Source organism: Paenibacillus sonchi (genome assembly GCF_016772475.1).
Classification (GTDB): domain Bacteria; phylum Bacillota; class Bacilli; order Paenibacillales; family Paenibacillaceae; genus Paenibacillus_AQ; species Paenibacillus_AQ sonchi.
Genome location: NZ_CP068595.1, coordinates 3,544,799 through 3,558,557 on the forward strand (window position 1 = coordinate 3,544,799; position 13,759 = coordinate 3,558,557).

The following is a 13,759-nucleotide window of genomic DNA, read 5'->3' on the forward strand; positions in this document are numbered from 1 at the left end:
AGATATCAAATTCAGACGCGAGGGACCTATGAGACAAGAAGAGAAAAAGACCATACATGCGGCAATTACAGGGGCCGTGCTGTTCCTTCTGATACAAATTTTTCGTACACCGCTGGGGAATATAGAGGATAAGGATTTGTTGTCGGCGCTCTATCTGATCATTGGCTTTTGTAATGTCGCCTTTGGATTTGCTATTTTTGCCCAAGGATGGCTGTTCTTCGCTAACCGGTTATCGCAGGCCAGGCTTTATACCTCTGCGCTTTTTTTGGGTGTATGCATATTTGACTTTTTACACACGCTCAGTTTCGTAGGCATTCCGGCAATATCTTCCTATATTAATGCTGAACAATCCTTGTGGCTGCTCACCTTCTCGCGGTTAGCGAGTGCATTAGGGATTTTGTTCATCTTCGGCAGAGGGGACAAGCCGGTAGCATCGGCAGGCAAAAACAAAGTCTTCCGGACCTCCTCTGTGCTGGTTCTGGGCGCTTTGGCTCTGTTCATTTTTGGGGATATGGCAGCTACCCGGATGTCAGGTTATTCGGAGGTTGACGGACTGCAGCATGTCATGAATCTGGCCGTGCTTTTTATCTATCTGCTAGCCGTGGGCATCATCGTCTACCCTGGCAAAACGGAGAAGTCGGCTTCCCTCCTCATTATTATCCGCTCATTGATTTTTTTCGCGCTGGGGCAGGTATTCCTTATGAATCTTCTGAGCGTAGGAGAGCTGGATTATCTGTTTGGAATGCTCAGCAGCAGTGCAGCCTATTATCTTCTGCTGAAGGGCGTATACCGGCTTACCATTGAAGAGCCTTTTCAGGAAAATGAGGAGGCAGAGGCCCGGATTAATTATCTGGCTTACCACGATGATCTGACCGGTCTGCCGAATCGGCGCCGCCTGATGCAGCGCGTGGAAGAAATGCTGCTTCAGAGTGAACGGGACAAGAGCCGCGGATTCACCGCACTGGTTATCATGAATATCAATCATTTCAAAAATATAAATGACTCGCTCGGACATTACGCCGGCGATCTTCTGCTTCAACTGGTCGCCAAGCGTATTGGGAATGAAGCGAAAGCGAATGAAGAGCTTTACAGTATGGGAGCGGATGAGTTTGCTTTTCTTATGACGGACCGGACGGGTGTAGAGAATTGCCTGATTCGTGCGGGGGAGCTTCTGCGGCTATTCGACACGCCGGTGCAGCTTGAATCCGGGGAGTATCATATTTCACTCAGTCTGGGCATGAGCATTTATCCTGGAGACGGGGACACGGCAGAGCAGCTGATTCAGAATGCGGATACCGCTGTTCATAATGCCAAAGACCAGGGAGTAGAGATCCGCCGGTACATACCCGCAATGCAGATGAAAGCGAAGGAACGGCTGAAACTGGAAAATGATCTGCGCCGCGCGCTTGAACGTGACGAGTTCTATCTGGTCTATCAGCCGCAGGTACAGCTCGAAACCGAAGAAATCGTGGGTATGGAAGCACTGCTGCGCTGGAATCATCCGAAGCGCGGACTGGTCTCCCCAGTAGACTTCATCCCGATTGCCGAAGAGAGCGGCCTGATTGTTCCAATTGGGGAATGGGTGCTCAAGACAGCCTGCCTTCAGAATAAAATGTGGCAGAACGCCGGTTACCGGCCCATTTGCGTCTCCATCAACCTGTCTATGCGCCAATTTCTCCAGCCGAATCTGGCGGGGAAAATTGATGTCATTCTGCAGGATATCGGGCTTGACCCTTGTTATGTTGATCTGGAGATTACGGAAAGCATGACCCTGGATAAAGAGACGGCCTTCGATCAGCTCAACCGCTTGAAGAGATTGGGGGTCTTTATCAGTATTGATGATTTCGGCACAGGCTACAGTTCTTTGCATTACCTGAAGAATATGCCGATTGACCGGCTGAAGATCGACCGTTCCTTTGTATCGGAAGTGTTGGAGGACAGCAACAACGCAGCCATTGTATCGACGATTACCTCCATGGCCCATCACTTGAAGCTGAAGGTAACGGCGGAAGGTGTGGAGAACCAGGAGCAGCTGCAATTCCTGCGCCAGCAGCAATGCCATGAGGGACAAGGGTATTTGTTCAGCAAACCCATTAAGGCGGCCGAATTCGAAACCTTTTTTCTGAAGCCCTCGCTGGGGTTGCCATCTTAAGGGAAACAGAATGCGCCCATAGGGTTGCATTTTTTTCGTAGGAGTGCTACAATACTTTTTGTCTTCACTTTCTATTGCGGGTGTAGTTCAATGGTAGAACTTCAGCCTTCCAAGCTGATAGCGTGGGTTCGATTCCCATCACCCGCTCCATACTTAAACTTCGAAATCCTTGTTGCACAAGGGTTTTTTATTTGCGTGTTTTTCGACAAACTGTTGACTACTTTTTGTTCAAGGGGCTTATGCCATCTCCATTGTTCAAATTAGGCGGCGGGCCGAAAAGACGGATCGGAACCCTCACGATCGATCCGTCTGAATATTCAGTTGCTTTTCAATTTGCCGAATTGACTTCAGGAGCTGGCTAAGCAATGCAGCCGCTTCTTGTTTGAGCATGATATCTTTCGGCCTATAGTCTACCGAACCTGTTGAAGACGTCTGTACATCGGGACCGAACAACCGCTTTCCGACGACAAACTGCAGGCCTTCAGCTGCCCAAGAAGAGTACGGGCCTTTCAAGTCGGATTGCACTGGAGCGGCGCTCAGGACAATTTTGACCAATCGCCAGACAAGGGTTGCCGCTTCTTCACGAGTGACCGGTTGGTCAGGATTGAACATTCCGTTTGTAAATCCATTAGCAATGCCAATTTCGTATGCTGTCTGGATATATGCCTCGTATTGATTTCCTTTGGTGTCTGCAAACGAAGAGGGTTTCTGAGAAAGCGGATAAGTGGATAAATGGACGAGCATAGCAATGAATTGGCCGCGGGTGATCGGCTTGTCCGGCTCAAAACTGCCGGAACCTCCTTGGATGGCTCCTGATTGAGCGAGCTCATAAATGTACTCAGCATAAGGATGATCATCGGGTACGTCTTGGAATTTGGGCATCTCGGGGGACTTCACCGACCAACTGCCAGGCTTGTTGTAAGCAAAGTAAAGGATGTTTCCATCGGCGTCCGGTTTAAATCCTGCGGGAACTCCCTCTTCGTCATAGAAAAGCAAGTCTTCCGCTTGCCGCAAAGTATGATTACCCGAAGGGGCTTTGACGATCAATGCTCCGTCCCCGGCCGAAATATCATAACTCCATCCCGGACTGCGCAAATCGCGGTATGTTCCCTCGAAGCGAAGCAACTGCTGCTGGGTCGGTTCCGGTTGCATGAAAGCCGGGCCTGTTCCCTTTTTCGGGAAGTAACGATTCATGAATTGCTCGAAGAAAGGCAGGCGCAAATTGCCTTTGTCGCTGTTCAAAGCGAGAAAAACCCCTGTCTTCTCATCAGGCAGCAACCATATGTTCGAATGGAAGCCGGGCAAATCGCCGCCCTTCTCTACGACATTGTATCCGTTGTAATATTTGGTGTAGTTCGATTCCAAGCCGTAGCCGGCTCCTGAAATTTTAGGGTGAATCGTAACGCTGTTATGTTCCATCGCCCGTATAGAAGCCTCGGTCAGAATACGATGTTTGCTTGCAGGGTCATCGTTCAGCATGGCCATAAGAAACTTGGCCATATCAGCTCCAGTGGAAAACATACCGCCGGCCGGCTTGTTAACCGGTACATTGACAATTTGCTGGGCCTGCTTAAGGGAGCTGTCGTAGGGAGTAGCGATCGCTTTCTTGACTTTATCGGTGAAGATGAAATCACTGTTGTTCATGCCGAGAGGCGCAAACAAGTTCTTCATCATATACTCTTCAAACGGAAGACCGGATGCCTTTTCAATAATATATCCTTGCAAATCATAGCCGTAGTTATTGTAGTTGAACACTTCGCCAGGCTTTGTGATGACGGTCGGTACGGTCTCCTTGATAAAGTCTCTTAGCGAATATGTTTTTTGGGGATCTTCTGCGGTACCTGCGTCGAAACCGCCCGTGTGAGTCATTAGATGCTTCAAAGTGAGCGGCCCCCCGGTTTTATTCGGGATTTGAACATCCGGTAAATAGGCTTGAACGTCCTTGTCCAGGTCCAGTTTTCCTTTTTCAGCCAATTGCATAATCCCTACAGCAGTAAACAGTTTGGATACGGATGCCACACGGAAGACGGTATGATCGGAGTCGAACGGTTTTTGGGAGTCGACATCCGCATAGCCATACCCTTTATTCAGCAAGACTTGCCCGTTTTTCACGACGACGAGAACTGCGCCTGCAAGTTGGTCTTTTACTTCTTTTTGCTGAAAAAATGTATTTGCGAATGCTTCGATTTCAGCCTTGCCGAGGTTGACGAAGGAAGCGTTCTTTTCCGGATCTGCCGCTGCTACAACGGATGGAACCAGCAGAACAGCAGCGAGAATGAACGGGATCATTTTTTTCATTGTAACTCTCCTTTTCATGAATAATGGATTATAGTTGTATGCCCAGCCCGAAGTTTAACCGCTTGCCTCCTTTCCTTGATAGACCAAGTATAGAAACGAAAACATAAGGAGAACTTAAGCCAATTATTAATAATATCTTAAGATCGCCTCTCCTATGGATTAGTTATTAAACTTATATATACATAAATCTAAAAAGCCAGGGTCTCCGCATTATGCGGAAACCCTGGCTTTTAATGTATAGGGACAGGAGGTCTTAGACAGTCTTCAGAAACTCGACGATAGTCAGCAGGCCTTTATCGAAGTTCTCCAGATTGAAATGCTCATCCGGGGCATGCAGGTTCTCGTCATCCAGGCCAAAGCCCATCAGCACCACCGGTGCTTGAAGAATGCGGGAGAAGCTTTCCATAATCGGAATGGAACCGCCGTCTTTGGTGAAAAGGGCGCGGGTGCCGTATACTTTGCCATAGGCGTCAGCCGCTGTCTGCAGAATGGGGTTCGAAGGGTCAATGTTGAAGGCGCGGGCTTTTTCCATCTGTTTTACCTGGACTTTTGCTCCTGCCTGAATGTTGGCCTTGAGATGAGCCTCAACAACATCCAGAATATGCTGAGGGTCCTGGTCGCCGACAAGGCGGCAGGTGATTTTGGCATGGGCTTCTTTAGGGATGACGGTTTTGCTGCCTTCACCCTGGAACCCGCCGTAGACACCGTTCAGTTCAAGGGTTGGCCGGGCGCCGACCCGTTCCACAAAACTGTATCCTTCTTCTCCGTACAGCTGGTCCAGACCAAGCCCTGCACGGATCTTCTCTTCATCCACGCCCTGCTTGGCAAATTCTTCACGCAGCAGCGGGGATAGCTCGGGAACGCCGTCGTAGAAGCCTTCAACGGCAACGCGGCCCTTGTCGTCATGAAGTGAGCTTAGCAAAGAAACCAGCGCATGCAGTGCATTCGGCACACCGCCGCCGTACGAACCGGAGTGGAGATCTGTCAATGCGGTATTGACGCTGACTTCAAGCGAGCAGAGACCGCGAAGGCCGGTGCAGATGGCCGGGCGTCCGCGTTCCAGCAGGGAAGTATCCGAGACCAGCACAGCGTCTGCTGCGAGCTTGTCTTTGCTGGCTTCCAGGAAAGACGGCAGATGGACGCTTCCAATTTCCTCTTCGCCTTCGATGCACAGCTTGATATTGACCGGCAGAGTGCCTTCCTGCTTGAGAATGGCCTCAATGGCTTTGATGTGCATGAACACCTGGCCTTTGTCGTCGGTGGCTCCGCGGGCGTACAGCTTGCCGTCACGGATTTCCGGTTCAAACGGCGGAGTCGTCCACAGGTTAAGCGGATCAACCGGCTGCACATCATAGTGGCCGTAGACCAGGATGGTCGGCTTGCCGGGGGCATGAAGGTAGTCGGCGTAAATGACCGGATGGCCTGCGGTAGGGTATAGTTCAATATTCTCCAGCCCGGCACGCTTCAGGGTATCCAGCAGCCAGTGTGCTGCGGACAATACATCTTCCTTGTGGCTAGAGAGCGCCGAAATGCTGGGGATGGACAGCCATTGCTTCAGTTCGGCCAGTTGAGCTTCACGCTCAGTCTGAAAGTAGGTTTCGTAAGACATAGTGAATATGTACCTCCTTGGGTTTCGCTGCGAAAAACCGGCTGAATCAGCCGGCATGGCATTACGGCTTGCGCCGCAGTCTTTTTTTGGCAGTGTATTGCCTCCATTATACTGGAGAACCCAGGATGGATCAAAACGTTACCGGCAAAAGTCTGACAAAGGATAGTTTCAGGAGATCCGCTGTCAGTCCCTTTCAGGTTGTTGATTACCTACAGTAACCATGATAAGCTTAGCTGGCTTAAGCGGCAAAAGGCACTGCTGGTATGGCAGGTGCTGCAATGCAGTATAAAAGGCAGAATCTCCGCATCATGCGGAAGCGACAGGAGCGAGAATGAAGTGTCAGTGAATTCAAATAGTAGCCATGACTCCGAAATGCATATGCAAAATAATCAGGAACAGCCATTATATATATATACCTACGCCTGTACCGGGGATGAAGAATCCCTGTGCGGAATGGAGCTGCGCTGTCTGTTTGGCCGGGAAATTCCGGCGGCGATCTTTGGGAGCGGGACCCAAGTGGAGGTCAGCCGCAGTCCGTTTATCAAGGAGCGGATTGACGTCATGTACTCCGGGGACCGTCTCGAGGATATCTATAAGCAGACCGAACAGGTAGAGGTGGAAGGGCAGACGTTCAAGGTGATTTTTGTGAAGACGAACGATTTGTCCCCGGAAGAAAAAATAGAGTATGATGAACGCAGAGCGATTGAGCGGGAAATCGGACTGCGCATCGAGGGAGAGGCGGATGTGAACCATCCGGAGCGGGTATACGGCATTGTGACCCTGGGCGGCCGCTGGTACTTCGGAGTGTATCATAAGAACAAGGCAACCTGGTTCCGGCAGATGAACAAACCGCGCAGCTACTCGATTGCGCTGAGCACGCGTGTTGCGCGGGCGGCGGTCAATATGGCGGTTCCGCATCCTGAAGGTGTGAGGGCGATAGATCCCTGCTGCGGCATAGGCACAGTAATGGTGGAGGCGCTGTCCATGGGCATTGACATTGTAGGCCGGGACATTAACCCGCAAATTGCCGCCGGTGCACGCACGAATATTGCCCATTTCGGATTTACCAGTGTGGTTACCCTGGGCGATATTGCGGACATTCAGGAGCATTATGACGTTGCTATCGTGGACATGCCCTATAATCTATATTCGCGGATTACGCCCGAGGAGCAGCTGGCGATTCTGGTTCATACCCGCCGTATTGCTGACCGTGCTGTCATTGTCGCGATTGAAGCGGTGGATGAGATGATTGCTGAAGCAGGCTTCGCCATTATCGACCGCTGCGTAGCAAAGAAAGGCGCATTCTCCCGTCATTTGATGCTGTGTGAGTAAACAGGACTTTGTATGTCTATACTGAGGAAAGACGGTGCAGCTATGGAACAGAAGTGGTTAACCTGGGCCAAGGAAATTCAGGCGATTGCCCAGACGGGGCTTGCCTATGCCAAGGATGTATATGATATCGAACGTTATCAGGCGCTGCGGGAGCTGAGCGTGGATATTCTGGCGGACTATACCTTTGAGAGTAAGGAGAAGATCAGGCTTGCTTTTGCGGGCGAGGAGGGCTACAGTACTCCCAAGGTAGATGTGCGCGGTGTGGTTTTCCGTGACGAGAAGATTCTGCTGGTTCGTGAAAAGCTGGATGGCCACTGGGCGCTCCCGGGAGGCTGGGCCGATATCGGACTGTCTCCAAGGGAAGTGGCGGTTAAGGAGATCGCTGAGGAATCAGGCTTTCAGGCCGAGGCTTTGCGTCTGCTTGCTGTGCTGGACAAGAAGTTCCATCACCATCCGCCGGAGCCGTACCATGTGTACAAAATGTTCATCTTATGCCGGATAACCGGCGGCGCTGCGGCGGAGGGCGTGGAGACGAACGGGGTGGCTTTTTTTGCCGAGGATGAACTGCCGGAGCTGTCGGAAGAACGGAACACACGGGAGCAGTTGCGGATCATGTTCGAATATTTGCGGAATCCTGAAAAACCGGTCATTTTGGACTAGGGATTTACATATGCTGTAGGAATAAGATAATTTATAAGTTTTAAATGAGACAAAAACTGGTTAATTATAAATATGTAAGCCTTTACAATATGGAGCCGCTGAGCCTTTATATCTAAAAAAATCGCCGAAAATTTAACTTTTGGGCCAGGCGGTCTACATTTTTTCCTCTGCTCTGTCGATAGTTATTTTAGGAGGGGATCGCATGGAACAAGAAGAGCTAAGACTTCCGCTTAAGCAGGAGGGCATGACACGTCCTGCAGAAGGCAACATTGCCACTGGACTGGTATGGGGCGTCCTCATCAGCATTCCTTTATGGATCTCGGTTATTGGCTGGGTTATGGGTTTCTGGCACTAGAATTAACCGCAGAGCTACAACTTCCACCACTACTTGCAACTATACAATGAAGGCTGCCTCTTCGTGATGAAGAAGCAGCCTTTTTGAATGCGCATCTCTGATTATTTGCAGTATACCAGCTCAAAGTTTTCACAAACCACCCGCATACCCGGATCAAAGGCCATTTCATAAGCCTTCAATTCTCTTGTGAAATAGGCTTCATGATGATGCCGCCATGATTCCAGAGTCCGGTCATCCTCACCTTCGGAATAGGCAAATTCCGCAGTCACTTCCTGAAAGGGGACAACCTCGCATTTCGTTGTCCTGATGATTCCCCGCGGCATGCCCTGGCTGTCCAGGATTATGGAATGCCCGCCGATAAAAGGCAAGGGCAGCCCGCGCACTTCATTCAGCTCATAGTTCATAGCTGTTCCGGTCTTGACTCCCTCCAGCACAAGGGCCAGCAGTTCATCTGCCAGCCGGTCATTGTCGCCAAACGCCCAGGCACTGTCGTATAAATCAGCAGCTTCAGGGTGTTCCTCCAGATAGGCCTTCCAATATTCAGCGATTATTTCTGTCATTGTTATCATCCGTCCTTTCAGGGCTTATTGGTCTGTTTCACGCATCCAGCAGGCATACAGCTCATACAGCTTCTCCTGCGCGGCGTCCCGGATAAGCTGCAGCTCCGCGAGTCGGTCCGCATCGCTGGAGATCTGCGGGTCAAGCATTTCCGCATCAATGGAGCCGAGCTGTTCCTCGGCGGTGGCGATCCTCTCCTCCCAATAGCCTGGGGGCGGGACTTGCCTGCAGATGGGCTGCTGCCGGACTTCGGGGCATTGTCTGGTTGCCGCTGCCCCTTGCCGCTATCCGAAGAGAGTCCGGCGGCGGCAGCCTTCTCGGCCTGTTTTTCCTTGTAATACTCATAGTTGCCGGAGAAAGCGGTGAATCTTCCTTCGGCTATGGACCAGAGCTTCCCGAAGCAGCGGTTGATGAAATATCGGTCATGGGATACCGCCAGCACGGTGCCAGGGTATTCCTCCAGCGCTTCCTCCAGCGCCTCGCGTGAATCGATATCCAGATGGTTGGTCGGTTCATCGAGAATCAGCAGATTCGGACGGCGGTGCATCAGCACTGCGAACCGCAGCCGGGTCCACTCTCCCCCGGAGAGGCTTGCAATATTCTTGAACACATCGCTTCCGTAAAAGAGAAACCGTGCCAGCTGTCCCCGGGCTTCGCCTTCCTCCAGACCTGCTTCCTCGCGGAAGTACCGCAGCACCGAGAGCTTCCCGTCCTCCGGAACAGCTTCCTGGGCCAGATAGCCGACAACGGCTCTGGCGGCGAGGGTGCAGCTTCCCTCATCCGGCAGCTCCTGGCCCAGGATAATCCGCAGCAGCGTACTCTTGCCCGCGCCGTTGCCGCCGATCAATGCGGTGGTTTCCCCATACCGCAGAACTTCATTGGCCCCGGAGAAGAGGGTGCGGTCCCCGTAGCTTTTGCCAATCCGGTCAAGAACGACGACCTGATTGCCGGTCCGATCCTCCTGCTGCAGCTGCAAATCCATGGCTTTGCGCTCCAGGACCGGACGCTTGACCTTCACCATCCGGTCGAGCGCCTTCTGCATTGAAGCCGCCCGGCGGTGGAAGGAAGGGTTCGGCGGATTGGAGCGGTTGCCCCATTCGATCAGCCGTTTGATGCTCTCCTGCATCTGTTTAATCTTCTTCTGCTGCTCCTGATAATCGGCAAACTGCCGCAGCAGCCGGGCTTCCTTCTCGATCTGATAACCGCTGTAGTTCGTGTGGAACGTGAAGGCTTCGCCGTCTTCAATCTCAATCACTTTCTTCACTACGGCATCGAGGAAGTAGCGGTCATGGGAGATCGCCACCACGGTCCCTTCGTAATCCTGCAGGAACTGCTCCAGCCATTCGATGGCTTCCATATCGAGATGGTTCGTCGGCTCATCCAGCAGCAGGATATCGGGACGGCGCAGCAGCAGCTCGGCCAGGCCGACCTTGGTTTTCTCCCCGCCGGAGAGGGAAGAGAAACGGCGGTCAAACTGCCCGGTCCCGATGCCCAGTCCTGCGGCTACACGCTGGATGGAGGCTTCAATCTCATAGCCCCCAGCCGCTTCAAATTTTTCCTGGAGGGTGCCGTATTCCTTGAGCAGCCGCTCGAAGGTCGACCCGCTGCTTCCGGCGTCAGGCTGAGACATTGCCAGCTCCAGCTCCCGCAGGCGGGCCTGCCACTCCAGCGGTTCGGCGAAGCTGCGCTGCAAAACTGCATAAACAGTCTCCCCGTCATTGACTTCCTGAATTTGCGCCAGCAATCCAACGACGCTGCCTTTACGGATGGAGATTTGACCCTGGTCGGGACGTTCCTCCCCGCTCAGCAGATGGAAAAGCGTCGTTTTGCCGCAGCCGTTGCGGCCGATCAGGCCGATTTTTTCACCTTGGCGGATATCGAAGGTAATGTCGCTCAGCACGAGCTGGGCGCCGTGGTATTTTTGAACATTTTGGCATGAGATGATCATAGGGATTCTCCTTTTAAAGAATGCCCTTTCGCCGCTTACGTTCAATTCTGGAAACAAAAAGACCGCAGGGAAATTTCCCCGCGGCCCTTATGGTTTCTCCGGTCTTAAAGCGTCCGTTGAAGCGCAGGCAGGAAAGGCATTTCACAATGTTGTAGTGTTATTGAGTTCAGGTAAATGGACAGACTTCTCCCGTTGTCGGCAATTACATGAACGATGCCAGCCATAATATTAATCAGCCGGCTGCTAACACTATTGGTCCGATTGTGATCCATTCCTCCTACACCTCCTTCATCCAAATTTAAAATCAGTTTAACCAATAACGGCTGAATATGCAATAGAAAAAGTGCAGCAACTGTGCATATCCGATGCCATGTGCAAGTAGTATGAGTATATGGCGGAGGTTCTTTTGCCAAATCCAATACAGGAAGAGGGCCGGGCAATGGCGATGTTCAACGGGTTGCTGGGTAATGCCACGCAGGTTGCGCTGCCGGATGTTCAGCGGGAATACGCACAGATTCTTGCCCCGCAGGAAAAAATCGAGCGGGCCTATAAGCTGGTCCGGGATATGTTCATTTTTACGGATAAACGGCTGATTCTTGTTGACAAGCAAGGCGTGACCGGCAAAAAAACGGAGTACCATTCCATCCCGTACAAAAGCATTACGCATTATTCGGTGGAAACCGCCGGGCACTTTGACCTGGATGCGGAGCTATGCCTGTATGTCTCGGGAGGCGCGCTGCCGCTGAAGAAAACCTTCAACAAATCCGTGAATATCTATGAGGTGCAGGCTGTGCTGTCCCAGTATATTTTAAAATAAGTCGTGGGGTGCGCAAACATCATAATGGCGATTCAGGCGGTACAAGCAGGTTATGCCTTTCCTTATAGGCGGCTGCTTGTATTTTTGCATGGCGCTGAGCGGAATGGGGAATGCAACCGTGGAAGGAGGCGCATTAGCAAGCAGCGCCGCAGCTGGTCAGCCAGCCATAGTCACCATAGCCGCTATTCTATACAGTTCAGCGGTGTAAGACTATCCTACGCAATGCGGTTCTGCAGAACTTTGTGCATGGCTCACAAAAAACAGAGGGCAAACCTGCGGTTTCGTCTCTCCCGATTGACAAAGGTTTTTGCGGTGCTGTTAAATGACACTAACTTGAGCGACAGGAATGGGAGATGGGCAGCATGACGACAGGTCCTGTAATCGGTACTAAAACGATGGTGGTCAGCCCCCATTATCTGGCTTCCGCCGCCGGAGCGCGGATTCTGCAAAAGGGCGGCAACGCCTTTGATGCGGCGGTAGCAGTCAGCGCCGCGCTCGCTGTGGTCTATCCGCATATGACGGGACTGGGCGGCGATGCCTTTTGGCTTACCTACAGCGCCGGCGAAGGGCGCGTCCGGGCCTACAACGGCAGCGGGCGTTCCGGCTATGGCGTCTGCAGGGACTGCTACGCCGGCGAGGAGGCGATTCCGAGACGGGGGGTGCGCAGTGCCATTACGGTCCCCGGAATGGCGGACAGCTGGTCGGCCGTCCAGCGCGGGTATGGACGCCTGACCCTGGGGGAGGTGCTGGAGCCGGCGATCGGTTACGCCGCCGGCGGGTTTCCGCTGTCGCCGGACCAGTACGGCAACAGCGTGCTCGCCGGAGCGGCGCTGTCCCCGGAAGCGGCGGCGATCTATCTTCCCGGCGGCGCGGTTCCGGCCGCAGGGAGCAGGTTTGTGCAGCGGCAGCTGGCCGCATCGCTGCGGCTCCTGGCCGAGGGCGGCCGGGATGCGTTTTATAAAGGGCAGATTGCCGGGGATATCAGCCGGTATATGCGGGCTTCCGGCGGGTATCTCACCCGGGAGGATTTTGCCGGTCACCAGGGGAACTGGGACGAGCCGGTATCGACGGACTACCACGGTTACGCGGTGTATCAGGTCCCGCCGAACTCCCAGGGCTTTACCGCACTGCTGGCGCTGAATATTCTGGAACACTTCAATTTTGGAGGCATCGCGCATGGCTCCTATGAATATTATCATCTGCTGGTGGAAGCGCTGAAGCTGAGCTTCCGCGACCGCGACCGGGTGCTCACCGATCCGGCCTTCAGCCGGATTCCGCTGGAGCAGCTCCTGGATAAACAGTATGCTTCGCTGCTGGCTGCATCGATTTCACCTGTGAAGGCAGCTGTGTTTAGCAGTGAACCGGTGGGCCGGGATACCGCTTATGCGGCGGTTGTGGATGATGAAGGCAACGCGGTCTCTTTCATTCAAAGCCTGTATTTTGAATTTGGTTCGGGCGTTGTGGCCGGAAATACAGGGATTCTGCTGCAGAACCGGGGTTCTTTCTTCTCCCTCGACCCTGGACATATCAATACGCTGGAGCCGCACAAGCGGACGTTCCATACGCTGATGCCGGCGATGGCCTGCCTTGACGGCAAGCCGGTCTATCTCTGGGGCACGCAGGGCGGCGAGGGCCAGCCGCAGACCCAGAGCCTGCTGCTGACCCGGATGCTGCATTACGGAATGGACCCGCAGGCGGCGGTAGACGCACCGCGTTTTGTCTGGGGCAGAACCTGGGGCGAGCCGACCCAGGAGCTGAAGGTGGAGCGCCGGGTTGCACCTGAGGTGCTGAGCAAGCTATCCGAAGCAGGACATCTGGTGCGCCCTGTGGGGGACTATGATGGAATTGTGGGCCATGCCCACGCCATTTCCATCGATGCCAACGGCTACCGCTGCGGAGGCACGGACCCGCGCTGCGATGGTGCAGCTATTGGCTGGTAGCTGGGGCTGGAGTTGGAGCTGGATCTGGATCTGGTCTGGAGTGGAGTTGAAGCTGCTTCTACGGAGGCTGCTTCCCGCCTGTAACTGTAT

General features: G+C 53.0%; 11 protein-coding genes and 1 tRNA gene. 7 read left to right on the forward strand and 5 right to left on the reverse strand.

Annotation, left to right across the window (positions count from 1 at the left end; translation table 11 throughout):
* Nucleotides 1–28: 28 nt before the first annotated feature.
* The gene (locus JI735_RS16150; RefSeq protein WP_039839774.1) at nt 29–2,152 is read left to right on the forward strand and encodes a putative bifunctional diguanylate cyclase/phosphodiesterase; all 2,124 of its coding nucleotides are present in this window, start codon (nt 29–31) and stop codon (nt 2,150–2,152) included.
* 76 nt (nt 2,153–2,228) lie between these two features.
* A tRNA-Gly gene (locus JI735_RS16155) sits at nt 2,229–2,302 on the forward strand.
* A 144-nt stretch (nt 2,303–2,446) separates the two neighbouring features.
* On the opposite strand, the gene JI735_RS16160 is transcribed toward JI735_RS16155, so the two are convergent.
* On the reverse strand, nt 2,447–4,450 hold the full coding sequence (locus JI735_RS16160; protein ID WP_051052355.1) for a serine hydrolase domain-containing protein: 2,004 nt from the start codon (nt 4,448–4,450) through the stop codon (nt 2,447–2,449).
* Between the two features lie 253 nt (nt 4,451–4,703).
* Complete coding sequence (locus JI735_RS16165; RefSeq protein ID WP_039839772.1) at nt 4,704–6,059, reverse strand: dipeptidase; 1,356 nt, start codon at nt 6,057–6,059, stop codon at nt 4,704–4,706.
* A gap of 378 nt (nt 6,060–6,437) precedes the next feature.
* On the opposite strand from JI735_RS16165, the gene JI735_RS16170 reads away from it, so the two are divergent.
* The 3 genes from JI735_RS16170 (at nt 6,438) to JI735_RS16180 (ending at nt 8,406) form a co-directional block, all read left to right on the forward strand.
* A complete protein-coding gene (locus JI735_RS16170; protein ID WP_039839792.1) occupies nt 6,438–7,391 on the forward strand; it encodes a TRM11 family methyltransferase in 954 nt (317 codons plus the stop codon).
* Between the two features lie 42 nt (nt 7,392–7,433).
* Nucleotides 7,434–8,051, forward strand: coding sequence for an NUDIX hydrolase (locus JI735_RS16175; RefSeq protein WP_039839770.1), 618 nt, complete (start codon nt 7,434–7,436; stop codon nt 8,049–8,051).
* Between the two features lie 202 nt (nt 8,052–8,253).
* Entirely contained in the window at nt 8,254–8,406 is a 153-nt protein-coding gene (locus JI735_RS16180) for a hypothetical protein (protein ID WP_020431223.1), read from the forward strand.
* 101 nt (nt 8,407–8,507) lie between these two features.
* On the opposite strand, the gene JI735_RS16185 is transcribed toward JI735_RS16180, so the two are convergent.
* The 3 genes from JI735_RS16185 to JI735_RS16195 form a co-directional block, all read right to left on the reverse strand.
* Nucleotides 8,508–8,966 (reverse strand): ASCH domain-containing protein, encoded by a 459-nt coding sequence (locus JI735_RS16185; protein ID WP_039839768.1) that lies wholly within the window; start codon nt 8,964–8,966, stop codon nt 8,508–8,510.
* Between the two features lie 17 nt (nt 8,967–8,983).
* Entirely contained in the window at nt 8,984–10,912 is a 1,929-nt protein-coding gene (gene abc-f / locus JI735_RS16190) for a ribosomal protection-like ABC-F family protein (protein ID WP_459213570.1), read from the reverse strand.
* Nucleotides 10,913–11,016: 104 nt separating this feature from the next.
* Entirely contained in the window at nt 11,017–11,184 is a 168-nt protein-coding gene (locus tag JI735_RS16195; protein WP_157771522.1) for a hypothetical protein, read from the reverse strand.
* A gap of 167 nt (nt 11,185–11,351) precedes the next feature.
* On the opposite strand from JI735_RS16195, the gene JI735_RS16200 reads away from it, so the two are divergent.
* Both JI735_RS16200 and ggt read left to right on the forward strand, forming a co-directional pair.
* A complete protein-coding gene (locus JI735_RS16200) occupies nt 11,352–11,729 on the forward strand; it encodes a PH domain-containing protein (protein WP_020431226.1) in 378 nt (125 codons plus the stop codon).
* A 362-nt stretch (nt 11,730–12,091) separates the two neighbouring features.
* A complete protein-coding gene (gene ggt, locus JI735_RS16205) occupies nt 12,092–13,669 on the forward strand; it encodes a gamma-glutamyltransferase (protein WP_202677566.1) in 1,578 nt (525 codons plus the stop codon).
* Nucleotides 13,670–13,759 lie beyond the last annotated feature (90 nt).